Below are 25,961 nucleotides of genomic sequence, written 5' to 3' on the forward strand. Positions count from 1 at the left end.
CAAGGTCGCCGTAACGTTTCAGACCCATCTCTGATTCGGAAATACTGCGTTGTCAGAAAGCGACGCACGCACACATCCCCTGCCCGCCGCCTTGGCTGCGTAAAGCTGCTGATCTGCGGCACGTACCAGCATCGATGAAGGATGATCCTTCAAAGAAAGCGCCGTAGCGACCCCCAGGCTGATGGTGACCACTGGAGCAACCAGCGATTTTTTATGCTCCATGGCCAGCGCCCTGACGGCCAACTCGAGCTCGACGGCCTTGCGCGTCGCCTCGGCCAGATCAGTGCCCGGCAGCAAACAGGTAAACTCTTCCCCCCGTAGCGGGCGACCAGGCCATCCGGCCGAGTCAAGTTCGCCGCCAATGTTGCTGCGATGACTTTGAGACATTCGTCTCCACTGGGATGTCCATAGAAATCGTTGTAGTGCTTGAAGAAGTCTATATCGATGAAGATCATCGACATCGGCAAGCTTCCCTGTCGGCAGCGCTGCCATTCGATATCCAGCAATGTATTGAAGTAACGCCGATTGGCCACTCCAGTCAGCTCATCTTTGAGCGCCAGCTCATGAAGGCGCAGGGTTTCCTGCTCACGGCGCTTGATGATCGCTGCAGAGATCCTGAGCGCCGTAGAGCGTAAAAGCTCGGCGCTTTCATCGAGCATCGCCGGATGAAGAGGGGGCGAGTCTTGCATATCGTGAGCCACGCGAAAGACATGGCCACTGCCCCCCAGGCTTTGAGTGACCAAAAGCCGACGACGGTGATTGATATACTCGAACGGCGGCGGTGGCGCACCGTCTAACGCCCAGGTGAGATCCAGGGCTCGCTCAGGCAGCAGGCAAGCATTGTAAATATCGCGCGCGCTGGCGCCCTTGCCTAGCACCTTGACGGCATCGCCAAACTCTTCGATAAACCCTGAGTTCCAGTCGATCAAGCGACCATTGGCATCGAAAACGGCGACGCTTTGGGATAACGAGCCACCCATTCAAGCCATCCGTGGGGACGTCAGTTGCTCTCGTGCCATGGCCGTTCCCTCCACGCGTGCACGAATCTTGGCGTAAGCCGTTTCGCGGGAGGTGGACACATCGTCGCAAAATGGTGAGAAACCGCAGTCGTCAGTGGTGCCAAGCTGCTCGAGGGGAATGAAACGTGCGGCCTGAAGGACCCGTTCGCACACCTCTTCCGGCGTTTCGATACGCGGATGATTGACGTCGATGACACCAATGAAGGCGCGTTGCCAAGGCTTCAAATAGCGCGCGACAATCTTGAGCGCACGTTCCGGGTTGGACTCTCCGGCCATCGCGATATAAAAGTTGCCGGCCTTGAGTTCGAAAAGGCTTGGCAAAAGCTCGGCATAATCCACATCGGCGCTATGTGTGCAGTCCTGATCGGCCCCGGGGCAGGTATGAACACCGATGCGCTGGCGTTCGTCCTTGGAGAACCTCTCCAGTACGCGGTTATTGAGCTCGATGAAGCTGCTCAGTACGCTCCCGCTGGGATCGAGCTTGAGTGCCAATCGCCCTTCGGTGAAGTCGATCTGCACCTTTTGTGCACCCACATCGAAACAGCCTCGAATCTCCTTTTCCTGCTCATCGATCAGATCGTTCAGAAACGTTTCGCGGTCGTAGCCTTCGAGTTCGTTGACGGGATACATGAGACTCAGCGCCGAGGCTGAAATGATGGCCTGCTTCATGGGCAAGCTCGTGAGCGGCATGCTCAGCGAAAGCGTGTCAGCAGCAGACAAGGCATAGCGAAATGGCCCAGCCATCAAACGGGGCAAACGCCGTACATGACCGTCGCTGAAGGGGATTTCGAGGCCATCCGGCGCGAAGTTCTTCCCGCCCTCTACCGAATAGGTTGCGAAACTATGGGATTTACGTTGTTCGCCATCGGTGATGATAGGAGAGCCCGTCGCCTCGAGTTCTCTGATCGTTTGCTGGATGGCTTCGTAATAAAACGCCTCCATGGTGGGCTTGTCGATGTCGCCAGCGTCAAACCGCCGCTGCGCTTCCATCAGCTTCTCTGAACGGGGAATACTGCCAATGGATTCTGTAGGTAGTATCATTGCTGCCCCCTAGCGTCACTGCGTTTATGTGCCTTCTCGGTAAATATAGTTCGCTTTAGCCAGTGTAAAGAGACATGCATAGCCCCACCAGTAGGTTTTTATTCTAACATTACGCTAAATCCCGCCCCTCTCAGCAGGCTCTCTAGGGGTTGCGCCTGCCCCGACAGCCGAACCGTCAGCGAGGCGAACTCACGTCGTAACGGGTAGTTCGCCCGACAATCGTCGAAGCCTTTGGCCGTGCCGAAAAGATGCGTCTTGCGAACGAGCGTGTCGTGGTCACAACGAACGTCGTACACCGCGCGAATACACAGTTCAAGGGCCTCTTCAGGTGCCAAAGGGGCTTGTAACGTCAGCGAGGCAAGCGCTGGTGGTGGGCAGATATCGGCGAATGCAGGCCCAGCAGCCATATTGAAATGTTTGGCCAGCGCCTGCTGAATCATCCAGGTGCCGCGCAGCTTGCCGTCCAGGCTATGGCCAGCAATGTGCGGGGTTGCCAGGGCCACCAGATCCCTCAGGCCGGCATCGATGCCCGGCTCGTCTTCCCACACATCGAGGATGGCGGTGATGTCGCCCTTGCCTGCCAGGCGGCTGCGCAGTGCCAGCCCATCGATGCAGTCCCCGCGCCCGGCGTTGACCAGCACCGTTTGCGGGGCCAGTTCCTGGAGCCGCTCGGCGTTCAACAAATGGTACGTCGCGTGGGGGCCGTGCTTGACCAGCGGCGTATGCAGGCAAATGACATCGCATTGCTCGATCAGGGTATCCAGGTCCACGAAGCCCTCAGGGCCTTCCTGCTCGGCGCGGGGCGGGTCACATACCAGCACTTCCATGCCCAGCGCGCTCAGCCGCGTCAGCAAGCGGCTGCCGACGTTACCGGCCCCGACGACTCCCACACGGCGCGACAGCAGCGGCCACCCTTCCCGCTCGCTCACGGTCAACAGGCTGCTGAGCACATAGTCCACCACGGCGTCGGCATTGCAGCCAGGCGCACTGGCAAACCCGATGCCCTGGGCTGAGAGGTAGTTCAAGTCGATATGATCGGTGCCGATGGTGCAGGTGCCGACGAAGGCAACACGGCTGTTGGCCAGCAAGGCCTCATCGACCCGGGTGATGGAGCGCACGATGAGCGCGTCGGCATCGGCCACGTCGGCCGCGCGAATCTCGCGCCCGGGCAGGCGGTGCAAGGTGCCCAGCCCGCCAAAGCACGCGTCGGCGGCGGGGATGTTGGCATCGATGACAAGTTTCATAGGCGTTTTGATTTCCGGGCTTTACAATACGCCCGCAACGGCTTGCTGTGCAGGCGTGAACATGATGGCGTTAAGGAGATGGGTGTGATCGTACGCTGGGAAACCGACCATGACTATGTGTTGGTGCACATTCACCAGGATATGTTCGGCGACTGGATTTTCAGCCGCGCCTGGGGGCAGATCGGCACCCAGTTTGGCGGGCTGAAACATCAGTTGGCCGACACCTTGGCGCAGGCACAGATGTGGCTGGAGGACGAGTCCACCATCCAGACCTCGCGAGGCTTTCGCAAGGTACTGGAAGCCGCCGACCACACCCCCGAAGGCCAGGAGGCCATGCGCCAGCTGTCGCTGCTGGACGTGCTGTAGGCACGCCTACCCCAGAAACCGACGCCCATTACGCTGGTGCGCCCCCACTGGGGGCGTCGGGGCTGGCGGGTTGGTCAGGGCCGCCAGCGCCGCTTCGTCCAGCCAGCCTCGCTGCTCCAGCCATTGGCTCAGCCGCGCCAGGTCGAAGCCCCGGTCCAGCTCTTCGCCCTGCTCATCCAGCAACACCGGTATACGCACGCCGTAGCGCTCGACCAGCGCGTCGTCTTCGCTGATTTCGATGCGCCGCAAGTCCACTGGCTGGTTGGCCAGGGTGGTCACCAGCGCTTCGAGTTGAGCGCACAGATGGCAGCCCAGAGTGGTGTAGATGGAGAGTTTAATCATCGGCTCGGCTCTTGATCAAAAAGACGTGATGCAGGTTGGTACGACGCTGGAAATCCGGGTCGAAGGTGCGCGCGGTGATCTCCTCCACTGCGTAACGCTGCACCAGCGCGTCGTCCAGCTTGAAACGCCGCTGGTTGTTCGAGAACACCAGCACGCCACCCGGCGCCAGACGCGCCATGGCCAGCTCGACCAGCCTTGGGTGATCCCGCTGGATATCCAGCGTATCGCGCATCTTCTTGGAGTTCGAGAACGTCGGCGGGTCCATGAAGATCAGGTCGAAATCGGCATTGGCCGTTTCCAGCCAGCGGAAGCAGTCGTCCCTGACCACCCGGTGCCGCCGGTGATCCAGCTGGTTCAGGCTGAAGTTGTCTCTGGCCCACTCCAGGTAGGTGTTGGACATGTCGACGCTGACGCTGTCGCTGGCCCCGCCTAGCGCGGCCTGTACGGTAGCCGTGGCCGTGTAGCAGAACAGGTTCAGGAAGCGCTTGCCGCTGGCCATGTCGCCCAGCATACGCCGCACGGGGCGGTGGTCGAGAAACAGCCCGGTGTCCAGGTAGTCGCGCAGGTTGACCCACAGCCGCGCACTCCCCTCACGCACTTCGAAACGCTCGCCGCTGGCATCGCGCTTCTGGTACTGGGCGGCGCCGGTTTGCCGCTCACGACGCTTCACATAAATCTTGCTGGGGTCCACGTCCAGCGCCTCAGGCAGCACTTCCAGCGCGTCGAACAGCCGCTTTTGTGCCTGAGCAGGGTTCACGGAGCCCGGCGCGGCATACTCCTGCACGTGAACGCGATCACCATAGCGGTCGATGGCCAGCGCATACTCCGGCATATCGGCATCGTAGAGGCGATAGCAGGTTTCACCGCTCTGCTTGAGCCACTTTTTCAGGCGTTTCTGATTCTTTGCCAAGCGGTTGGCAAACATCTGGGCATTTTCCGACGCCGCTGGCTTGGCAGGCCGTTCCGGCGCCGGGGCCTCTGCCGTGGCGGAATCGGTGGGCACGGCAGACTCCCTGGCTGCGCCGATCTGCATCATCAGCAGCTTGGCATCCAGCGCACCATTCTTTAGCGCATACTGCTTATGGGCGCGCAGCCCCAAGCGATGCCCCAGGTCCGGATTGCCGGTGAACAGCGCCAGCATCCAGCCGGGGAACAGCGCCTTGGCCTTTTCCCCCAGTTGGGCATAGAGCCTGACCAATTCCGGCAATTCGCCCAAACGCTCGCCGTAGGGCGGGTTGGTGATCAACAGGCCCTGCTCTGCGGTGAGGTCGGCGGGGCGAGTGAGCTGGGCCAGGCTTTGGCCATGCAGGCTGATCAGCGCAGGAATGCCCGCGCGCATGGCGTTCGACTTGGCGGCACTCAGCGCTGCAGGGCTTTGGTCGAAGCCGATCAGTGGGTTCCTGCAGCGCTTGCGGCCAATCGACGCCCGCGCTTCGGCTTCGCGCTTGAGCTCACTCCAGAGCGCAGGCTCATGCCCCGCCCAGCCATGAAAGCCGAAACGCTCACGGTTGAGGTTGGGGGCCTGGTCGGCGGCCATCAACGCGGCCTCGATCAGCAGGGTGCCAGCCCCGCACAAAGGGTCCAGCAAAGGCTCGCCAGCCTTGGCGCGCTCGGGCCAGCCTGCACGCACCAGCAAGGCAGCGGCCAGGTTCTCCTTGAGCGGCGCATGCCCGACGTCACGCCGGTAGCCGCGCCGGTGAAGGCTCTCGCCTGAGAGGTCGATACCCAGGCTCAGGTTGGCACGATGCAGGTGCGCATAAAGGCGCAGGTCTGGCGTTTTGGTATCCACATTGGGGCGCTCCTGCCCCGAGAGCTGCAGCGAGTCCACCACCCCGTCCTTGACGGTTTGCGCGCCAAACCGGGTGTGGCGAATGTGCTCGCTACGGCCATGAAAATCCACCGCCAGGGTGCGTCCTGGTGCAAGATGCTGACGCCAGGCAATGCGTGCTACCACATCGCGCACCTGCTCGGCGGTCTCGATCATGCTTTCCCGGGCCAGCAGCAGAATGACGCGGTTGGCTAGTCGCGACCACAGGCAGACCCGATAGGCGGTGGCCTGGTCGGCAGTGAAATAGACACCGGCCACGGTGGTTTTACCAGGCTCGGCGCCCAGCGCTTGCAGCTCGTCTGCCAGCAGGCCTTCGATGCCTTTGGGGCAGGTGGCCAGCAGATTCAAAGAGGGTGTTTGGCTCAGCTCGGTCATGTTCTTCGCCGCGCGTCACCGCGCGATATTCCTGTATATGTCAAATGAGTTTACGTCTTATGACAATTTGATGGTCGACAAGTGACCCCATGATGGTCTATCAATAAAAGGGTAGCTACTAAAAACGCATGCGTTGCTTGTCTGGGTCATTACTGTGCACTTCCGCAAGGAGACTCCTGTAACGACCCACGGCTTGTCGAGTCGGCGGCTTTACCTGTTCAGCACGTGAGTGCTAGACACCAAGGTACTGGCGAAGACTCACTCTTGGACTTGAAGTCACCTCTCGAAGCAGAGTTGGCAGCAATGGTCGGCGTCGTGATGACGCTTGAAAGGAGCTCGGTAGACAATGAGCTGCCCGTTTGCTGGCCATTTGCTTCTTATCAAAGGTTTTCGTGAAAAGAGGTTAGCCAATGAAACGACAAAAACGTGATCGCTTCCAGCGGGCTTATGTTCACGGCTATAAAGCGGGTATTACGGGTCGCTCCCGTGATGATTGCCCCAGTCAAGATGTCAATTTACGCGAGTACTGGATGAGCGGTTGGCGTGAAGGTCGCGGAGACCAGTGGGATGGCATGGTCGGCGTTTCCGGCATCCATAAAAACCCCATGGTCATGACCTGATTTATTTACCTTTTACACGGACATTTGGAGTACGGAGCCCGCTAGCCAGCGGGCTTTTTATTGCCTACCCCTTTATTGCCCACCTCTCCCCCGCGCTTGTCCTGTCAGTGGGCAGAAGCCTGCTCCTTGAGCGCCTCGGCACACTGTTTCACCAGCGTCGGCCCCTGATAAATCAAGCCTGAATAGAGCTGCACTAGGTCGGCACCTGCCTCGATTTTCGCTTGCGCTGCCGCCGCGCTGTCGATGCCGCCCACGCCGATGATCGGCAGGTCAGGCAGTTCGGCACGCAGCAGCCGGATGACCGTATTGGAAGCCTCGAACACCGGTCGGCCCGATAACCCACCGGCTTCCTGCGCCTGGGGGTCCTGCTGAACGGCCTCACGAGACACCGTGGTATTGGTGGCGATCACCCCATCCAACCTATTGAGAGAAATACTGCCCGCCACCAGCGCCACTTCCTCTGCGTTCATGTCGGGGGCAATCTTCACCAGCAGCGGCACCTTGCGACCCAGCGCGTCGTCCAGCGATTGGCTGCGGGCACGAATCGGCCCCAGCAGTGCATCCAACTGCTCGCCGAACTGCAGCGTGCGCAGCCCCGGCGTGTTGGGCGACGAGATATTGACCGCGATATAATCGGCCACCCCATGCACGGCGTCGAGACACAGCAGGTAGTCATCCAGCGCCTGCTCCACCGAGGTGGTCAAATTCTTGCCGATGTTGATGCCTACGATACCGCCATAGTGGCGCTTCTTGACCTGTGCCACCAGGTGCTCGACGCCTTTGTTGTTGAAGCCGAAGCGGTTGATGATGGCCCCGTGTTCGGCCAGGCGAAACAGACGCGGCCTGGGGTTTCCCGGCTGCGCTTTCGGCGTGACGGTGCCCACTTCCACGAACCCAAAGCCCAGCTCACCCAGGGCATCCAGGTGATCGGCATTCTTGTCCAGCCCGGCTGCCAGGCCGACGCGATTGGCAAAGCGCAGCCCCATCAGCTCGACCGGGTCGCTGATCGGCTCGCCATACAGCCGCTTCACGCCACCGACTCGGTGCAGCGTATCCAGCGCGCCAAGCGCCAGACCGTGGGACGTTTCCGCATCCAGGCGGAACATGAGCGAGCGGGCAAGGGTATACATCAGCGAGACACTCCTGGGCGATGGGCTGTTGGCGAGGCGGCCGCAGTATAACGCACTTGGCCCAGCGAGGCAGAATGAAAAGGCCGCGCCCTGGTGAACCAGGGCGCGGCCTTGAGTGGGCCTTTCGTCAGGCGTCAGGCTTCGCTGTCGCTCTCGGCCAGGTCCACCAGCTCACGGACGGCGACCGCAAACAGGGCAAAACCGCCTTCGCTGCCGCTACGGACCTCTTCGATCAAGCGGCACCAGCGACGGTGCAGCTCGGCGTGCTGCTCCAGCCACTGGGCCACGCGCTCCTGGGTGTCGCGGCTGCCCGCTTCCAGCTTCAATACGCTGGTGGTCAGCGCCAGCTGCTGGCGATCGATATCGTCACGGAAGGTTTCACGGGCCTGTGCCTGCCAGGCATCGCGCACTTCCAGCTGGGTGACCTGCTGGATCATCCACGGTAGCTCCAGACGGCTGCCAATCTCGTGGAAGACTTCCGCCACCCGCTGGGGCTTCTCGTTGGTCAAGCGAGCCGCCTGAATGATCCCCAGGCTGGCGTACAGGCGCGGTGCCGCAGCCACCGTAGCGGCCAGGGACTCCGGCACGCCGGCTTGCTGAAGTTCGTCGCAGCGTGCCTGCCACTCCTGCTGCTCTTCACCGCTGAGCAGCTCACCGATGCTCTCCTGCAGCTGGGCCAGACGCGGCCCGAAGTACTCGATGGTGTCCTGAGTCGACAGCCCCAGGTGCTGACGCAGGAACCAGCGGGTGGCACGACGCACCAGACGCATCAGGTCCAGCATCATGGAGTACTGCACCCGGCTGGAGACCTGGTTGTCCAGCGCTTCGATTTGCGCCCACAGGTCCGCCAGGTTGAAGGCATCGCGGGCGACCACGTAGGCCCGGGCAATATCGGCCCGGCCGGCGCCGGTGGAGTCCATCAAGCGGCGCACGAAGACGATGCCCATGTGGTCGACCAGATCGTTGGCGACCTGAGTGGCCACGATTTCACGCTTCAGGCGGTGCTCGTACATCTCGCCCTGGTAGCGCTCGGTGAGCACCGCCGGGAAGAGCCGCTCGAGATGGCGATGGATGTAGGGGTCGTCGGGCACCTCGGAATTGATCAAATCCCCCTTCAAGGTGCTCTTGGCGTAGGAGATCAGCACCGAGAGTTCCGGCAAACGCATGCCCTGGTCGCTGCTGGCACGCTCCTTGAGCACCTCGTCGGTGGGCAGGAACTCCAGCTCGCGGTCGATCTGACCAGCGGCTTCCAGTTCGCTGATGAAGCGGCGATACGGCCCCATGCCCTGATGGGAAAGAATTTCCGACAGGTCCAGCGCCTGGGTCTGGCGATAGTTGTCCAGAATGACCAGGTTGGCCACTTCGTCGGTCATGTCGGCCAGCAGCTGGTTGCGCTGCTTGTCGGTCATGTCGCCATGCTTGACCACTTCGTCGATCAATATCTTGATATTGACCTCATGGTCGGAGCAGTTGACGCCCCCGGCATTGTCGATGAAGTCGGTGTACACCCGCACGCCGTTGGCGGCTGCTTCCATCCGGCCACGCTGGGTGAGACCCAGGTTACCGCCTTCTCCCACGACTCGGCAGTTCAGCTCCTTGCCGTTGATACGCAGCGCATCGTTGGCCTTGTCGCCCACGTCGGCATCGGTTTCATCGGCGCTTTTCACGTAGGTGCCGATACCGCCGTTCCAGATCAGGTCGACCTGGGCCTTGAGCATGGCGCGAATCAGATCATTGGGCGACAGACGCGCCTCGGTGATTCCGAACACCTGCTGCATTTCCGGGCTGATGGCGATGGATTTGGCGCTGCGACTGAACACCCCGCCTCCTTGAGAGATCAGCTCGGCGCTGTAATCTTCCCAACTGGAGCGCGGCAGGTCGAACAGCCTTTGACGCTCGGCAAACGCCGCTACCGCATCAGGGTTGGGGTCGACGAAGATATGCAGGTGGTTGAACGCCCCCACCAGCTGGATCTTGTCCGACAGCAGCATGCCGTTGCCGAACACGTCCCCGGCCATGTCACCGATGCCTACCACGGTAAACAGGTCCTGCTGGGTGTTCACGCCCAGGTTGCGGAAGTGGCGCTTGACCGACTCCCAGGCGCCCCGTGCGGTGATCGCCATTTTCTTGTGGTCGTAGCCATTGGCGCCACCAGAGGCGAACGCATCCCCCAGCCAGTGGCCATACTCGACGGAAATGGCGTTGGCGATATCCGAGAACGTTGCGGTGCCCTTGTCGGCAGCCACCACCAGATAGGTGTCGTCGTCATCGTGGCGCACCACGTTCTTCGGCGGCACGACCTCTCCCCCGACCAGATTATCGGTGACGTCCAGCAGCGCCCGAATGAAGATCTGGTAGCAGGCAATGCCCTCTTTCTGCTGAGTTTCACGGTCGGCATTTTCAGGCATGCGTTTGCACACGAAGCCGCCCTTGGCGCCTACCGGCACGATGACCGCGTTCTTCACCTGCTGCGCCTTGACCAGCCCCAGCACTTCGGTGCGGAAATCTTCCAGGCGATCCGACCAGCGCAGGCCACCGCGCGCCACCTTGCCACCCCGCAGGTGCACGCCTTCGACACGGGGCGAGCAGACGAAAATTTCGTAGGCCGGACGCGGCTTGGGCATACCGGTCACTTTCGACGGTTCCAGTTTGTAGGCAATGTAATCCTTGAAGCGGCCCGCGTCGGTCTTCTGGTAATAGTTGGTGCGCAGCGTGGCCTGGATCAGCTCCATGAAACGGCGCAGCAGCTGGTCGTCATTGAGGCTGGCAACGCCTTCCAGGTGCTCGTTCAGACGCGCCAGACAGTCGTCGGTCTGGCCGGGCTGCTGTTGGGCCGGGTCGAAGCGCAGGCGGAACAGCTCCACCAGCGTCTGGGTAATCACCGGGTAGTTGGCCAGCGTGGCGGCAATGTAATCCTGGGACATGCCAAAGCGAATCTGCTTCAGGTAACGCGCGTAGCCGCGCAGCATGGCCACTTCCCGCCAGTCCAGACCGGCCCCGACGATCAGGCGATTGAAGGCATCGTTATCGGCTTCGCCGGCCCAGATACGCTTGAACGCTTCGCTGAACGTGTCGCGCATATCGCCCAGATTGGCGCCCTGGCTGTGCTCCAGCTCGAAGTCGTGTATCCAGTAGCGCTGCTGAGGCGCATTGATATCGTAGGGGCGCTCGCCGATCACGCGCAGGCCGAGATTCTCCATCATCGGCAGCACGTCCGAGAGCGGGATCTGCGATTCGCGATGGAACAGCTTCAGGTTCATGCCGCCTGCCTGCTCTTCCAGCGGACGATACAGGGAGAGCGAAAGCGTGTCGCCATTGTCCAGATTCAGCAGGTGCTGAATGTCGAACACCGCCGTGCGGGCGTTGAAGTCTTCGCGGTAGCTGGCCGAGAAGGCATCGTGGAAATTGTCCAGCAGGTGGTTGGCGCGCTCTTCTCCAAACCCTTCGATCATGGCCGCGTGCAGGTCGTCACGCCAGCTGCGCGACAGCCGTGCCACTTTACCCTCCAGACGCTTCAGGTCGTACTGGCTGGGCGTGTCGCCATTGAAGCGCAGGATCAGCTGAATACGCGCCAGCACCGACTCGGAGAGGTAGGTGTTGAAATCGCCAAAGTGCGCATCCAGCTCATCGCACAGCATGTTCTGAATACGCTGGCGCAGGTCGGTCGAGAACACGTCGCGGGGAACGAAGACCAGGCAGGAGTAGAACTTACCGCTGACGTCGGCGCGAATGAACAGGCGTACCTGCCGGCGCTCACGGATGTTCAAGATGCCCAGAGAGGTAGTGGCCAGCTCATCGGTGCCGATCTGGAACAGATCATCCCGCGGGTACACTTCCAGCACCTGCAGCAGCTGCTTGCCATTGTGGCCCTGAGGGTTGAACCCAGCGATGTCGGTCACGGCTTTAAGCTTGCGACGCAGCAGCGGAATGTTGCGCGGCGACTCGTTATAGACGGTCGCGGTGAACAGGCCAAAGAAGCGACGCTCGCCGATTACGTTGCCATCATCATCGTAGCGGTCCACGGTGATGTAGTCGGGGTACGTAGGGCGATGCACCCGGGAATGATGGGCGCTCTTGGCAAACGAGAGCAGCTGCGGCACCAGCACGTAGTCATTGTGCTCATCCACCCCCTCTTCGGTGCGGATGCGCTCCCGGTAGCGGGGCTGGTCCAGGCGGAACACGCCCAACACGCTGTTGGGATCACGCTGCAGCTCGCTGCCTTCCAGCAGGTACTCGTCATACCCCAGGAATGTGAAGTTGTCCTTCAGCAACCACTCGAGAAACGCAATCGCTTCTTCGTGGTCGTCGGGGTCGATCTGCGGCGGACAGTTCTTTTCCAGCTCCTGGATGGCAGAGGTGATCTGCCCGCACATGGCGTCGTAATCACCCACTGCCGTGCGCACGTCGCGCAGCACTTCGTGCAAGTTGCGCTCGATGTTGGCCAAAGATTCAGGATCGGTATGACGATCCACCTCGATGACGATCAAGGATTCGCGGGCCTCGGGGGCATGCTCATCCTTGGGCGAGGTCAGTACCTTGAGCTGGTGCTGGCCATCGCGGGCAACCGCAAACACTGCGTTCTGAATGGCATGTACGGTCAATCCGCGCCGATTGAGCTCGATACGTACCGAGTCGACCAGAAACGGCATGTCTTCATGCAGCACGGCCACGAAGGTGTGGTTGGACTGCCAGCCGTGCTCTTCGAAATCGGGGTTGAAGATACGCACTTTAGGGTGTTGACGGTCATGATGCTGGAGAAACTGCCAGATCGAGAGCGTGGCCCCATAGAGGTCGTCAAGACGACGGTCGATCAGGTCCTCGACCGGCACCGTCGCGTAGAAATGGCGCGCGAAGGCTTCGACATCCGCCGCTCGCGCAGGCTCCAGTCGCGCTTCCAGGCGCTCTTGTAGCTGCTTCAAAAGATCCCGCCGACTCTCTTCAATCGCAACGTAATGCATCCATCACCTCGACTGCCTGGGGCCACAACCTGGGCCAAAAAAACGAAGGACAATAGGCCTTTAGGCCACGCTACCAGATAGCTTACGCTACCCTCGTCCAGCACCCTAACCATCTGGCATGTTATTCATGGTGTATGCCGCTTGTGCATCATGAGCACTATTGACAAGCGGCCCATGACACTTGCGTTCAAGCGCTACGCCGTGTCAATAGCACCCCGCACTCACAGTGATGGGTAAACGGAAACTGGTCGAACAAGGCAAAACGCTCGATCTGATGGGTTTTGGTGAGCTGCGCCAAATTGTCGGCAAGCGTGACCGGGTTGCATGAAATATAGACGATTTGCGCGTACTCGCTGAGCTGTTCGCAGCTCTGCTCGTCCAACCCGGCTCTGGGCGGGTCGACTAGCACGGTGGTGAAACGGTAATCGTCCAGCCCCATCTCCGCCACTCGCCGTCCGGCTTTTTCGCCTTTCAGCGCCAGCGCAAACTCCTCTGCCGACATGCGCGCCACGTGCGCGTTGTTGATCCCGTTGGCTTCCAGGTTGACATTGGCGCTGGCCACCGAGGTGCGCGAGATTTCCGTGGCCAGCACGCGTCGGAAATTCTCCGCCAGCGCAATGGTGAAGTTGCCGTTTCCGCAATAAAGCTCGACCAGGTCTTCCTGCTGATGCCCGGCTGTCACTTCACGGGCCCAGCTCAACATCGTTTGGCAGATATGCGCATTGGGCTGGGTAAAACTGTTTTCGACCTGCTGATAGTGCAGCGTACGACCATCCACCTCCAGGCGCTCCCAGACGTGGTCACGGCTGAGCACCAGGCGCTGTTTTCGCGAACGGCCAATGATCATGATGCCCAGCTCGGTTTCCAGGGCGCGCGCCTGCTCTTCCCAGGCGTCGTCCAGCGGACGATGGTAAATCAGTGTGACCAGCGCTTCTCCCGACAGCGTGGTCAGAAACTCCACCTGAAACAGCCGACGGCGCAGCACATCGCTGGCCAGAAAGGCATCCCGCAACTGCGGCATCAGCTCGTTGATGCGTTCGCTGGCCACGGCAAACTGGTCCAGACGAATGACCCGCTTCTGTTTGGGATTGTCAGGATCGACCTCGAACATGGCATAGAACAGATCATCGTCTTCATGCCAGATACGAAACTCGCAGCGCTGCCGATAATGACTGGCGGGCGAGGGATACACTTCGAGCCCAGGCGGCGCAAAGTCCGCGAACATCTGTTCCACGTAGGCTTGTTTGTCAGCCAGCTGTTCGGCGTAGCGTGCCGGATCGACGGTGGGGATGGCCAAGGTGGCTCCTATTGACTGGAAAATTGAACTTAGCGGCGGCAGTGCGCCGCTAATCGGCGTTGGGCAGCGCGAGCAGTTGGGGGGCACTGAAACCGTACCGCGCCATGCCATCGGCCAGGGCAGCGGCAGGCGCCGTGGTAAAGCAGCGGCCATCCGGCACGCTGCTGATCAGCGTGGCGGCCACCTGTCCAACGCGCCGCGCGATGGCGTCCCCGGAGTCCACCCAGGCCAGCGGTACGGGGGAGAGTGACACCAGCAGCGGCTGCAGCAACGGAAAGTGCGTGCACCCCAATACCACGGTATCCAGGGCAGGGGTCGCCTGGGTCGCCTCCCAAAGCGGGGCCAACGCCTGCTGTATGCGGGCGGCGTTCAGCGGCTTGCCTGCCAACCAGGCTTCGGCTTCCACCACCAACGGGTCTGCCGCCAGCCGCGTGACGCGGCAATCGCTGGCGAAGCTTTCGATCAATCCTTGGGTGTAGGGGCGGTTGACCGTGGCCGAGGTGGCCAGCAGGCCAATATGGCGCGTCGTGCTGACCTGCGCGGCGGGTTTGATGGCAGGCACCGTACCAATGACCGGCACCGCCAGCGCCTGACGCAGCGCTTCCAGCGCCAGCGTGCTGGCCGTGTTACACGCCACCACCAGCACGCTGGCCTGGCAGGCGGCCACGGCGGCCTGGCAAACGGTCACGATGCGTTTGGCCAGCACGACGTCATCGCGCAGACCGTAAGGAAGCCAGGCATTATCGCAGGCGTAACACAGCGAGGCATGGGGATAGTGCTGACGCAGCGACTGAGCCACGGACAGCCCGCCCACACCAGAGTCGAATACCAGTACGGGGCCTGGCATCAGCGGTTATCCGGCCGATCAATCGATATTGGGGATACGTTGCCCACCCTGCGCTACCCTCTTTGCATGAACGTTTGCATAGATAATCAAAACGGGGCGCTAGTTTAACACGCCCCGTCCAGCGCTGAAGGGGGCAACGCAGGAATTACAGCGAGGGCACCTCGGCACCGCGCAACTCGGCGTAAAGGTCAGGGTAGGCCAATTGGAGACGTTCCAGCTCCTGCTCCGCGCCATCCGGCAGTGCCTGGCGCAGCTCTTCCAGCTCGTCGGAGGTGAAGTGCTGGTCGATCAGCGGGAACAGCCCTTCCCGCTCGTGGCGCAGATAGGCGCGGTGCGCTTCCAGATACGCCTTCAGGTCGTCTGCGAAACGGTCCATGGGTAGAATGTTGTCCATGAGGATCATGTCGATATCATGGGACAGGCGCATCAACCGAGGCTTGAGCTCACGGTAGTCATCGGCCATTTGGGTCATCAGCGGCTGATGCTCCGGCGCTTGAACCTGTAGCCGCTCGACACAGATCCGCTCCAGAGGTGCGGCAAAACCATCCATGTAAGACAAGATGTAGTCGACTACTTCACGCATCAGTTGAAAATCCGGGCGCTCTCCGTCAGCCAGCGTTTTATGCCTGAGCTGAAGCACATGCAGCATGCGCGCCATATTGGCATGATCCAGACGCAGTTGGTTTAACATCGTGCCGTCTCCTTTGATAAGTGTCATACCTCATGCCTCCCCTACAGAAGCCAAGGTACGCGACCATGAGCAGGGTTCTACTACACTAGCGTTAATCCTTGTCTTGCGCCTGGGGATTTGACCAACCAACGCCGAACGTCCCAGTCACGCCAAAAGGTAGCCTGACGCAGCGCTATTTACCACAGACACTTGTTAAGCGTTGAATGTTCAACGTAACGATTTACAACGGAAGTTGCCATGGACCTTTTTGACGCCCAACCCGCCGAGGAGGCGCCGCTTGCCTATCGCATGCGCCCTCTAACCCTCAACGAATACGTTGGCCAGCAGGCGCTGGTGGGGCCAGACAAGCCGCTGCGCCGCATGGCCGAATCGGGTGTCGTTCGCTCGATGATTCTCTGGGGCCCCCCCGGCGTGGGCAAGACCACCCTGGCCGAACTGCTGGCCCGCGCCTCCGACACGCACCTGGAGCATTTGAGTGCCGTGATGGCCGGGGTCAAGGAAATTCGGCTGGTGGTCGAGGGCGCCCGCCAGCGTCAGACACCCACGTTGCTGTTTCTGGATGAGATTCATCGGCTCAACAAGAGCCAGCAGGACGCGCTGTTGCCCCACGTGGAGTCAGGGCTGCTGACCCTGATCGGCGCGACCACGGAAAACCCCTCCTTCGAGGTGAATTCGGCGCTGCTTTCCCGCGCTCGGGTCTACGTGCTCAAGGCGCTCTCTCAGCAAGAGCTGATACAGGTGATGCAGCAGGCCCTCGACAGCGATAGCCGAGGGCTCGGCAAACGGCGCATTCAGGTGGAATCGGGGGTGCTGGAAGCGTTGGCCCACGCCAGCGCTGGCGATGCCCGACGGGCTCTGGGGCTGCTGGAGACGGCCTGCGACTTCACCGACGCCGTCGAAGGCCGTGAAGTGCTGCGTAAGGCGGTGCTGGCCGACGTGGTGGGCCACCAGGCTAGCGCCTTCGACAAACAGGGGGATGCCTACTACGACCTGCTGTCGGCCATTCACAAGTCGGTTCGCTCATCGCGCCCGGACGCCGCCCTGCTGTACATGGCGCGCTTTCTTCAGGGAGGCGGCGATCCGCTGGATATCGTGCGCCGTTTGACGGCCATTGCCTCGGAAGATGTGGGCAATGCCGATCCACGAGCACTGCCACTGGTGATCGCCGCCTGGGATGCCTACCTGCGGCTGGGTGATTACGAAGGCCAGCGCGCCATTGCCCATGCCGCCATTCACCTGGCAGTGGCCCCCAAGAGCAACCGGATCGACCAGGCCTGGAAAAGTGCTCGACAGTTCGTGGCACAGCAGCCTCAGCTGGAAGTCCCCAGCTACCTGCGTAACGCCCCGACCAAGCTCATGGAGCAATTGGGCCATGGGCAAGGCTACCGTTACGCCCATCACGAGCCCCACGGCTACCCGGCGGGCAGCGCACACGATTGCTGGCCAGACAAAGTACCAGCAGCCCGTTTTTACGAACCCAGTGAGCTGGGTCAGGAGAAACGCTTTGCCGAGATCATGGCATGGAGAAAACAGCAGGACCAACAAGCAGATCAGGCACCCGAAGGTGCCTGATCAAGAGATGCTAATACAGAGATGCCAAGCGGAAAGAGCGTTTTAAACAGAAAGCACGCTGCCTACCACTCTTCGCGAATGACGTCGGTGCCTTCTGGAATGTCGAAGTCGAACAGGCTGCGGTCGATGTTGCCATTGCGGGTGATACCGCTGAAGGTAATCGAGGTACGCTGCCCGGTGCTGTCCATCATCCACAGTTCGGTCAGGGTTTGTTGGTCAAACACCATGCTGAGCTCTTCGAACAGCGTATCGGCAGAGGTGGGAATCAGGGTAAAGACATCATCACCATCCTGCTGCTCGTAGAACACGTCGTAGCTGGCCGTCAGCTCGGTGGCACTTCCGGAAAGCAGTAACGCCGGTGTGTGCGTAACACGGTCATCCATGGCCTGAACGGTGACCTGCTCAAGATCCGGGTCATACAGGTAGACATCTTGCCCATCGGACACGACGATCTGTGAATAAGGGGCATCGACTTCCCAACGCAGCAAGCCAGGACGTGACAGCCACATTTCGCCATGAGCGCTTTGCAGGCGCTGACCGCTACCGTCGAGAATCTGCTGTTCAAAGCTGGCGTGGTAGTTCTCGAGAGGGTCGAGGCGTTCGGTGAGCCGTTCAGCAGCATCGTCGGCCCAAGCCATGGGCGCGGCAAAGGTAAGCCCCAGTGCGCTAGCAGCCAATGCCAATGCAGGCGAGCGACGTTGAGTAGGTTCGCGCATAGTGATTCTCCCTAGGCAATCATTGCCAAAAGCGGATGAGGCACGGAGCAAGCGCTGCTCCTGATGCCATTCAGACGCGAAAAACGCCGCAGGGTTGCACCTGCGGCGCGACTTTCACGCTTGTTGCATGATTGACGAATATCGATGGCTCAATGGCCCACCGGCGGCGGTGCCAGCACCTCGCGGGAGCCGTTGCCCCCCATGGAGGAAACCACGCCTGCCCCTTCCATGGCTTCCACCAGGCGTGCCGCGCGGTTGTAGCCAATCTTGAAACGGCGCTGAACCGCCGAGATGGACGCCTTGCGAGTTTCCGTGACGAACTGGACCGCCTCATCGTACAGCGCATCCTGCTCGGCATCGTCACCCTCTACGCCTTCGGCTTCGAGGCCCGTCAGCGCATCGGCTGAAACACCGCCCGACAGAATCTCGTCGATGTACTCCGGCTCACCGCGACGCTTCCAGTCATCGACGACCCGGTGCACTTCATCGTCATCCACGAACGCGCCATGGACCCGGTTGGGCGGGCCCGATCCGGCAGGCAGGTAGAGCATGTCGCCATGCCCCAGCAGGCTCTCTGCACCGCCCTGGTCGAGAATGGTACGAGAGTCGATTCGTGACGATACCTGGAACGCCATCCGCGAGGGAATATTGGCCTTGATCAAGCCCGTCACCACATCCACCGAGGGGCGCTGGGTGGCCAGAATCAGGTGGATACCGGCCGCCCGTGCTTTCTGGGCCAGTCGGGCAATCAGCTCTTCCACCTTCTTGCCCACGATCATGAACATGTCGGCGAATTCATCGATGACCACCACGATATAGGGCAGTTTTTCCAGTATCGGCGGTGTCTGGTGCATCTCCCAGGGCTCCGGCTCCCACAGAGGGTCAGCCACCTGGGCACCGGCGCGGGCGGCCTCCTCCAACCGACCATTGAAGCCCGCAATGTTGCGCACCCCCATGGCAGCCATCAGCTTGTAACGACGCTCCATTTCCGCCACGCACCAGCGCAGGCTGTTGGCGGCCTCTTTCATGTCCGTCACCACGGGGGCCAGCAGATGCGGAATGCCATCGTATACCGAAAGCTCCAGCATCTTGGGGTCGACCATGATCAGCTTCAGCTCGTCAGGCTTGGCCTTCAGCAGCATCGAGATCAGCATTGCATTGACCCCGACCGACTTACCCGATCCGGTGGTACCGGCCACCAGCAGATGCGGCATCTTACCCAGATTGGCGACCACGGGTCCGCCACCGATATCCTGGCCAAGGGCCATGGTCAGCGGTGAGCTCTCCTGCTGGTAGCGATCGGAGTCGATCACTTCACGCAGCCGAATCATGGCCCGATGAGGGTTGGGTATTTCGATACCGACCGTAGGACGGCCCGGAATGACCTCGACCACGCGCACGCTTTTCACCATCAGCGAACGCGCTAGATCCTTGGCCAGGTTACTGATCTTGGAGACCTTCACCCCGGCGGCTGGCTTGATTTCGAAGCGCGTGATGACCGGCCCAGGCCAGGTGTCCACGACCTCTGCCTTGACCCCGTATTCACGCAGCCGGACTTCCAGCAGTTCGGCCATATCTGCCAGCTGCTCGTCGGTATAGTTGGGCTGATGGGGCTCCGGTGGGGTCAGCAGTTGCAGGCTGGGCACCTCCCCCTCGGGCTCGGCGTGGGTCTCGAAACTGGGGCGCTGACTCTGCAGATGCTCGACGGTCCACAGCGTAGGGCCGTTATCGGGCTCTGCCTCCGGCGGCGTATCTGCCGCCAGGGTTGGCTCATGGCGTGGCCCTGCCGCCACCGGTGCTGGGCTGACAGGCAGCTCTTCGTCATCCTCGTCCCATACCGGCTCGGGCACGACCTCGGGCACCCGCTCGCGGCGTGGCTCTGCCGCCAAGCGCACCGGGGTCGGTTCAGCCGGTGTCGATGCAGCCAGATGTTCGGGAACGACGGCCAGCGGCGCCTCCTGGCGTGTCTCATCGGCCGGGTCGCGGGCGCTCAGCGACGTGGGCGCGGCCAGCGCGGCATCGTCTTCTCGGGAGGCCCTCAGCGGCGCCTCCTCAGACACTGGTTCATCGGCCACTGATTCATCGAGAGCTGGCTCATCGACTGTCGGCTCGTCAACCTCTGAGCAGGGCGCTGAGGTGTCAGCCTCTTCCGGCTCTGCAAAGCGCAAACTCGGCTCTCGCGGCACCTTGACGGGCTCGGGGGAAGCGGATGGCTGCTGAGCGGGCGCTGTCGGCTGCGACGCGGCAGACGGCGTCTCCGTGGCGGAAAACGACATCATTGGTACACGCGACGGCTCGACCGACTCCTCGACGAACGCCCGGGCAGGTACTGCAACCTCGGGAGCGCTCTCTTCCTGCACGGGCGCAGTAGGCGCCTGTGCAGCTGGCTCGGGGCTAGGGGCCGATGAGGCGCTCGACGGTGCAGCATGGCGCTCGCTCAGCACGGCCGCTGCCTCCCAGGGGATAGAGGTATCGCTATCAGAGGCCGTTGCCGTCAGGCCAGGTTCACGACGCTCACGACGCGGAGCAGGTGAGCGCTCGCTTACTTCGTCATCGCCACGGCGGGCTGAAATGGGTGCACTGCTGCCCTGTGGTTCAGGCGTGGCATAGAAGGCATCGTCCGGGTCGGGTTCTGGGTCGGTACTGGTATCGCTAGGCTCGACCCAGGAGCGCTGTTTCACTTTGCTGGCCGCGGCTTTTCCTGCCGCGCGAACGGCAGCACGCTCGGCACGCTTTTCGCGGCTTTTGGCACGACGCGCACCGAACCAGCCACCCACTCGGCAGAGCCTGCGCCCTACCTCATCGGCCACTTGCAGCCAGGAAGTACCGCTGAACAGCGGAAAACCAATCAGAATCAACGCCGCAGCAATCAAGCCCACCCCACCGCTGCCCACCAGCGGCTTCAGCGTCCCCACCAATCCTTCTCCCAGAATTCCTCCAGAAGCGTAAGGCAAAATACTGTTGGGATGATAAAAATGCAGTGCGCCCAGCGTGGTGGTGCCAAACATCAGCAGCACGAGGCCACCCGCCCGCACGGCAATGGCCACCGGGTCCAGCTCGAAACGCACCTGGCGTGAGCGCATCAACCACCAGGCCGAATAGCCAAACATGGCAGGCCACCATAGAGCGCTGGCCCCCAACAGTGAATAGAGCACGTCGGCCAGCCAGGCGCCGACCGGGCCCATCCAGTTACGTACCTGCGTCTCAGGCCCCTGGTAAGACCAGCCTGGATCTGCCGGGTGATAGCTAAACAGTGATAACAGCAAGAAGACGCAGATGGCCAACATCACCACCACGACGCCTTCACGGGCCGAGCCCTGCAGGCGCAGGCCGAACCGGCGCGCCTTGTCCTTTGCCGCCGTGACACGCGTCGATGAACGAGATGGTGACTGGCGCGCGTTACGCTGCGTTCGCTTGTCTACCGTCTTATTTACTTTCAAGCGATTCTCCCTTTACACCACACTGGTGTCTTTAATCCACTTGCGAGTTTGCATCATACCGAGCATCCTTCCGCCGTCACAGCGCTTCTAATCAAGCTACATGTCACAGGAGCAAGCGATGCTACCCTGGCTCTCTTCGCCAACCCCCTTTTTCCCGTCGACCGAGCAGGCATTGGCGTCGCCCAACGGCCTGCTGGCTGCCGGTGGAGAGCTTACCCCAGCGTGGCTGGTCGAGGCTTACCGAAAGGGTATTTTCCCCTGGTACAGCGATGACGACCCCATTTTGTGGTGGAGCCCGGACCCACGCATGGTGTTATTGCCTGCACAGTTTAAGCTACGTCGCAGCTTAGCTAAACGCCTGCGCCATGGTGGCTTCAGTGTGACCCTGGATCAACACTTTTTAGCCGTGCTGGATGCCTGCGCCGCGCCGCGCAAGGGCGAGCCCGGCACCTGGATCACCGCCGAGATGCGCCACGCGTATCACGCCCTGCACACCCAGGGCATCGCCCATAGCATCGAAGTGCATCAGGCGGGGAATTTGGTGGGTGGCCTGTATGGCCTGGCCATGGGGCCGGTGTTCTTCGGCGAATCCATGTTCTCGCGCGTGCCCGATGGTTCCAAGATCGCTCTCGCCCATCTGGCATATGCCATGCAGTCCCACGGCGGCCAGCTGATCGACTGCCAGATGCACACCCCCCACTTAGCCAGCCTAGGCGCAACAACAGTCGCTCGCCGCACGTTCATCAACTATCTTGAACAGTGGTTACCGGAAAAAACATTCTGCTTACCCACTACCCCTGATCAGACGCCTGTCGTACCCGCTTCACCCTGGCTCGATGCGCTGCCGAATGCCATCGGGGCGAGATGACGGCGTCACTGTCCAACCAAGGAGGCAAGCCGTGAGTAGTAACGCTCCTCGCCGCCCCGTGCGGGATCTGCGCTTCTTCCTGACCGTCCCTCATGCCTGCAGCTACCTTCCCGACAAGGAAGCGACCACGCTGTTTCTCGACCCACAGGAGTCGCCTGTCCCCGGGGTATACGACTCGCTATCCCTGCTCGGGTTTCGTCGCAGCGGGCGACACTTGTACCGCCCACACTGCGAAGGCTGCAACGCATGTCGTTCGGTGCGCATTCCCGTCAACGGCTTCAAGCCCAACCGCACCCAGCGCAAGGTTTGGCAACGTAATATGGATATCACGGTGCGCGTCATGCCCGCCCACTTCGACCCCGGCCACTACGCGCTGTACGCCGATTATATTCGGCTACGCCATGCCGACGGCGACATGTACCCGCCCAGTCGTGACCAGTACCGTACTTTCTTGACGCTGCAGGAGCCCTACGCCCATCTGATGGAGCTGCGGCTGGAAGATGAGCTGGTGGCCGTGGCCGCCTTCGACCAACTGGAGCACGGGCTGTCGGCCATTTACACGTTTTTCAAAGTGGACGACGCGCTGGAAAAACGTTCGCTGGGTACCTACGCCATCCTGCAGCTCATCGCGCTTTGCGAAAGCAGACAGTTGCCGCACCTTTACCTGGGCTACTGGATAGAGGAGTGCCGCAAGATGCGCTATAAGCAGGCGTTTTCACCCATCGAGGTGCTGGACGGGCGCCATTGGCGGCCTTTAATTCGTTAAACAGGCCAGCTTTTTTGCCTTGACGCCAGGCTTACGGCACAATATAGCGCTGTTGCTGAGCGCATCGGACCTTTGCCGATGCGCGACAAGTGAATATTTGACCAACCACGACGTAAAAAAAGTGAGGATCTGCCTAATATGGCACGCGAAGATCATATTGAAATGGAAGGCGTTATTGTCGATACCCTTCCCAACACCATGTTCCGTGTTGAGCTGGAAAACGGCCATGTGGTCACTGCCCACATCTCTGGCAAGATGCGTAAAAACTACATCCGCATCCTGACCGGCGACAAGGTCAAGGTCGAACTGACGCCCTACGACCTCTCCAAAGGCCGCATCGTTTATCGCTCGCGCTAATTTCCTGCAGGCAACGCAGTTTTTTGCCTGCACCTTCTCCCCTGCCTTTCGCTGCAGGCTGTACCGCACTTGCCGTACTGCCACGGTAGCGCCGTATAGTGCCGTACTGCATCGCGCTTTAGCGTATTGCGCCGCTCGCTAAAAACGACAACGCCCCGTCAAAGACAGGGCGCTGCGTATCGTAGGAACCGCGCCCGTTAGGGCGCGTCCGCCATTTCCGTCTCGGTGGAGAGATGCAGCTCCCCCTCCTCCAGACTGACATGCACGATGCCTCCTTGCTCGGCCAACTCGCCAAACAGGATCATCTCGGCCAACGGCTTCTTGAGCTTCTCCTGAATCAAGCGAGCCATCGGACGGGCACCCATGTCCGGATCATAGCCCTTCTCTGCCAGCCAGTCGCGGGCGATATCGTCCACGTCCAGCTGCACACGCTTCTCGTCCAGCTGCGCCTGTAGCTCGATCAGGAACTTGTCGACGACGTTGCGTACCACCGAGGTCGGCAAGGCGTGGAACTGAATGATGCCGTCCAGGCGGTTGCGGAACTCGGGTGAGAAAGTACGGCGGATGACCTCCATGGCATCGGTGGAGTGATCCTGACTCTGGAAGCCAATGGAGCGCCGTGACGCCTGCTCGGCCCCTGCGTTGGACGTCATGATCAGGATGACATGGCGGAAATCGGCTTCGCGCCCGTTATTATCGGTGAGGCGGCCGTGATCCATGACCTGCAGCAGCAGGTTGAAGACTTCAGGGTGCGCCTTTTCGATCTCATCGAGCAGCAGCACGCAGTGCGGCTGTTTGGTGACGGCCTCTGTCAACAAGCCACCCTGGTCATACCCCACGTAGCCGGGAGGTGCGCCAATCAGCCGCGACACCGTATGACGCTCCATGTACTCGGACATGTCAAAGCGTACCAGCTCGATCCCCATGATGTGCGCCAGCTGCTTGGCCACTTCTGTCTTGCCCACCCCGGTCGGGCCAGCGAACAGGAAGCTGCCCACCGGTTTGTCGGGGGATTTCAGCCCGGCCCGCGACAGCTTGATGGCGGCCGACAGCGTATCGATGGCTTCGTCCTGGCCGAATACCAGCATTTTCAGGTCGCGATCCAGCTTCTCGAGCAGCTTGCGATCCGAACTCGACACGCTCTTGGGCGGTATGCGGGCAATCGACGCCACCACGGCTTCGACCTGCTCCACATCGATGGTTTTGGCGCGCACTTCCGGCGGCAGCATGCGCTGGTGCGCACCGGCCTCGTCGATGACATCAATGGCCTTGTCGGGCAGATGACGATCATTGATGTAGCGATCCGCCAGACGAGCGGCACTCTCCAGCGCACCGTCGGTGTACTTCAGCTCATGATGCTCTTCGAAGCGCGAACGCAGCCCCTTGAGAATCTTGATGGTATCTTCCACCGAGGGCGCCAGCACATCGACCTTCTGGAAGCGACGCGCCAGGGCACGGTCTTTTTCGAAGATGCCGCGGAACTCCTGGAAGGTGGTCGAACCGATGCAGCGCAGTTCGCCCGACGAGAGCAGCGGCTTCAACAGGTTGGAGGCATCCATGACGCCACCGGACGCTGCCCCTGCACCAATGACCGTGTGAATCTCATCGATGAACAGAATGGCATTGGGCTGCTTGCGCAGCTCGCCCAGCAGGCTCTTCAAGCGTTTTTCGAAGTCGCCGCGGTATTTGGTGCCGGCCAGCAGCGCGCCCATGTCGAGGGAGTAGACGACGGCATCGGCGATCACGTCCGGTACGTCTTCTTCGACGATACGCTTGGCCAGCCCTTCGGCAATGGCCGTCTTGCCCACGCCCGCCTCACCCACCAGCAGCGGGTTGTTCTTGCGGCGCCGGGCCAGAATCTGCACGACGCGCTCGAGCTCGTGGTCACGACCGATCAGCGGGTCGATCTTGCCCTGACGCGCGTGCTCGTTGAGATTCGTGGCATACCCGGTCAGCGGATGCGCAGCCCCTTCGGTGCCGCCCTCCTCGGCGTCTTCGTTCTCCTGAGAGGAGGGCGAAGGCGCAGGGCCGTGGCCCGACACTTTGGAAATGCCGTGGGCGATGTAGTTGACGGCATCCACTCGAGCAACGCTCTGCTGCTTGAGGAAGTAGACCGCCTGGCTCTCCTGCTCGGAGAAGATCGCCACCAGCACGTTGGCGCCGGTCACTTCGCTCTTGCCCGAGGATTGGACGTGGAATACGGCACGCTGCAGCACACGCTGGAAGCCTAGCGTAGGCTGCGTTTCGCGGTCGCCCTGCCCTTCCGGGATCAGCGGCGTGGTCGAGTTGATAAAATCCTGCAGATCGGACCGCAGCTTGTCGAGGTTTGCCCCGCACGCCTTCAGCACATCGACCGCGGAGGCATTGTCCAGCAGTGCCAGGAGCAGATGTTCGACGGTCATGAATTCGTGGCGCTTCGAGCGAGCCACGGTGAAGGCCGTGTTCAGGGTCAGTTCAAGTTCTTTGCTCAGCATGGCAGTCCCC

General features: G+C 61.1%; 18 protein-coding genes and 1 pseudogene. 6 read left to right on the forward strand and 13 right to left on the reverse strand.

The window, feature by feature from the left end; all coding sequences use genetic code 11:
• Nucleotides 1-18 precede the first annotated feature (18 nt).
• The 3 genes and pseudogenes from LG409_RS18645 to pdxB all read right to left on the reverse strand — a co-directional run bounded on the left by LG409_RS18645 (nucleotide 19) and on the right by pdxB (nucleotide 3,304).
• A pseudogene (locus LG409_RS18645) lies at nucleotides 19-980 on the reverse strand (diguanylate cyclase).
• Nucleotides 981-2,060, reverse strand: coding sequence for a cobalamin-independent methionine synthase II family protein (locus LG409_RS12590; RefSeq protein ID WP_096922607.1), 1,080 nt, complete (start codon nucleotides 2,058-2,060; stop codon nucleotides 981-983).
• Between the two features lie 98 nt (nucleotides 2,061-2,158).
• Nucleotides 2,159-3,304 (reverse strand): 4-phosphoerythronate dehydrogenase PdxB, encoded by a 1,146-nt coding sequence (gene pdxB, locus LG409_RS12595; RefSeq protein ID WP_227406815.1) that lies wholly within the window; start codon nucleotides 3,302-3,304, stop codon nucleotides 2,159-2,161.
• Between the two features lie 84 nt (nucleotides 3,305-3,388).
• Between pdxB and LG409_RS12600 the strand changes: the two genes are divergently transcribed.
• A complete protein-coding gene (locus LG409_RS12600; protein WP_039176935.1) occupies nucleotides 3,389-3,670 on the forward strand; it encodes a hypothetical protein in 282 nt (93 codons plus the stop codon).
• 6 nt (nucleotides 3,671-3,676) lie between these two features.
• Here LG409_RS12600 and LG409_RS12605 read toward each other — a convergent pair whose 3' ends face one another.
• On the reverse strand, nucleotides 3,677-4,012 hold the full coding sequence (locus LG409_RS12605) for a glutaredoxin family protein (RefSeq protein ID WP_081195615.1): 336 nt from the start codon (nucleotides 4,010-4,012) through the stop codon (nucleotides 3,677-3,679).
• Entirely contained in the window at nucleotides 4,005-6,215 is a 2,211-nt protein-coding gene (rlmKL, locus tag LG409_RS12610) for a bifunctional 23S rRNA (guanine(2069)-N(7))-methyltransferase RlmK/23S rRNA (guanine(2445)-N(2))-methyltransferase RlmL (RefSeq protein ID WP_227406816.1), read from the reverse strand. Before rlmKL ends, LG409_RS12605 begins: the two co-directional genes overlap by 8 nt.
• A 410-nt stretch (nucleotides 6,216-6,625) precedes the next feature.
• Here rlmKL and rmf point away from each other — a divergent pair, with 410 nt between their 5' ends.
• Complete coding sequence (gene rmf, locus LG409_RS12615) at nucleotides 6,626-6,835, forward strand: ribosome modulation factor (protein ID WP_039176196.1); 210 nt, start codon at nucleotides 6,626-6,628, stop codon at nucleotides 6,833-6,835.
• A gap of 104 nt (nucleotides 6,836-6,939) precedes the next feature.
• Here rmf and LG409_RS12620 read toward each other — a convergent pair whose 3' ends face one another.
• The 5 genes from LG409_RS12620 to LG409_RS12640 all read right to left on the reverse strand — a co-directional run bounded on the left by LG409_RS12620 (nucleotide 6,940) and on the right by LG409_RS12640 (nucleotide 15,758).
• On the reverse strand, nucleotides 6,940-7,965 hold the full coding sequence (locus LG409_RS12620) for a quinone-dependent dihydroorotate dehydrogenase (protein ID WP_096922604.1): 1,026 nt from the start codon (nucleotides 7,963-7,965) through the stop codon (nucleotides 6,940-6,942).
• Between the two features lie 134 nt (nucleotides 7,966-8,099).
• Entirely contained in the window at nucleotides 8,100-12,923 is a 4,824-nt protein-coding gene (locus LG409_RS12625) for an NAD-glutamate dehydrogenase (protein ID WP_144981592.1), read from the reverse strand.
• A 187-nt stretch (nucleotides 12,924-13,110) separates the two neighbouring features.
• Nucleotides 13,111-14,220 carry a tRNA (uridine(54)-C5)-methyltransferase TrmA gene (gene trmA / locus LG409_RS12630; protein ID WP_227406817.1) on the reverse strand — a complete coding sequence of 370 codons (1,110 nt, stop codon included), beginning with the start codon at nucleotides 14,218-14,220 and terminating at the stop codon, nucleotides 13,111-13,113.
• A 49-nt stretch (nucleotides 14,221-14,269) separates the two neighbouring features.
• Nucleotides 14,270-15,067: a glutamate racemase gene (gene murI / locus LG409_RS12635; protein WP_227406818.1), complete on the reverse strand. Its 798-nt coding sequence runs from the start codon at nucleotides 15,065-15,067 to the stop codon at nucleotides 14,270-14,272.
• 145 nt (nucleotides 15,068-15,212) lie between these two features.
• Nucleotides 15,213-15,758 carry a hemerythrin domain-containing protein gene (locus LG409_RS12640; protein ID WP_039176212.1) on the reverse strand — a complete coding sequence of 182 codons (546 nt, stop codon included), beginning with the start codon at nucleotides 15,756-15,758 and terminating at the stop codon, nucleotides 15,213-15,215.
• Between the two features lie 237 nt (nucleotides 15,759-15,995).
• Here LG409_RS12640 and LG409_RS12645 point away from each other — a divergent pair, with 237 nt between their 5' ends.
• A complete protein-coding gene (locus tag LG409_RS12645) occupies nucleotides 15,996-17,330 on the forward strand; it encodes a replication-associated recombination protein A (protein ID WP_227406819.1) in 1,335 nt (444 codons plus the stop codon).
• Nucleotides 17,331-17,392: 62 nt separating this feature from the next.
• Here LG409_RS12645 and lolA read toward each other — a convergent pair whose 3' ends face one another.
• Together lolA and LG409_RS12655 are read right to left on the reverse strand one after the other, a co-directional pair.
• A complete protein-coding gene (lolA, locus tag LG409_RS12650; RefSeq protein WP_227406820.1) occupies nucleotides 17,393-18,046 on the reverse strand; it encodes an outer membrane lipoprotein chaperone LolA in 654 nt (217 codons plus the stop codon).
• Between the two features lie 149 nt (nucleotides 18,047-18,195).
• Nucleotides 18,196-21,486: a DNA translocase FtsK 4TM domain-containing protein gene (locus LG409_RS12655; protein WP_319799323.1), complete on the reverse strand. Its 3,291-nt coding sequence runs from the start codon at nucleotides 21,484-21,486 to the stop codon at nucleotides 18,196-18,198.
• 118 nt (nucleotides 21,487-21,604) lie between these two features.
• On the opposite strand from LG409_RS12655, the gene aat reads away from it, so the two are divergent.
• The 3 genes from aat to infA all read left to right on the forward strand — a co-directional run bounded on the left by aat (nucleotide 21,605) and on the right by infA (nucleotide 23,477).
• Nucleotides 21,605-22,354, forward strand: a complete 750-nt coding sequence (gene aat, locus LG409_RS12660; protein ID WP_016914488.1) for a leucyl/phenylalanyl-tRNA--protein transferase — start codon at nucleotides 21,605-21,607, stop codon at nucleotides 22,352-22,354.
• Between the two features lie 31 nt (nucleotides 22,355-22,385).
• Nucleotides 22,386-23,120: an arginyltransferase gene (locus tag LG409_RS12665; protein ID WP_026001782.1), complete on the forward strand. Its 735-nt coding sequence runs from the start codon at nucleotides 22,386-22,388 to the stop codon at nucleotides 23,118-23,120.
• Between the two features lie 138 nt (nucleotides 23,121-23,258).
• A complete protein-coding gene (infA, locus tag LG409_RS12670) occupies nucleotides 23,259-23,477 on the forward strand; it encodes a translation initiation factor IF-1 (protein WP_007111068.1) in 219 nt (72 codons plus the stop codon).
• Nucleotides 23,478-23,674: 197 nt separating this feature from the next.
• On the opposite strand, the gene clpA is transcribed toward infA, so the two are convergent.
• Nucleotides 23,675-25,951 carry an ATP-dependent Clp protease ATP-binding subunit ClpA gene (clpA, locus tag LG409_RS12675; protein WP_227406821.1) on the reverse strand — a complete coding sequence of 759 codons (2,277 nt, stop codon included), beginning with the start codon at nucleotides 25,949-25,951 and terminating at the stop codon, nucleotides 23,675-23,677.
• Between the last annotated feature and the right edge of the window lie 10 nt (nucleotides 25,952-25,961).

This window comes from Halomonas sp. NyZ770, assembly GCF_020616575.1.
GTDB lineage: Bacteria > Pseudomonadota > Gammaproteobacteria > Pseudomonadales > Halomonadaceae > Vreelandella > Vreelandella hamiltonii.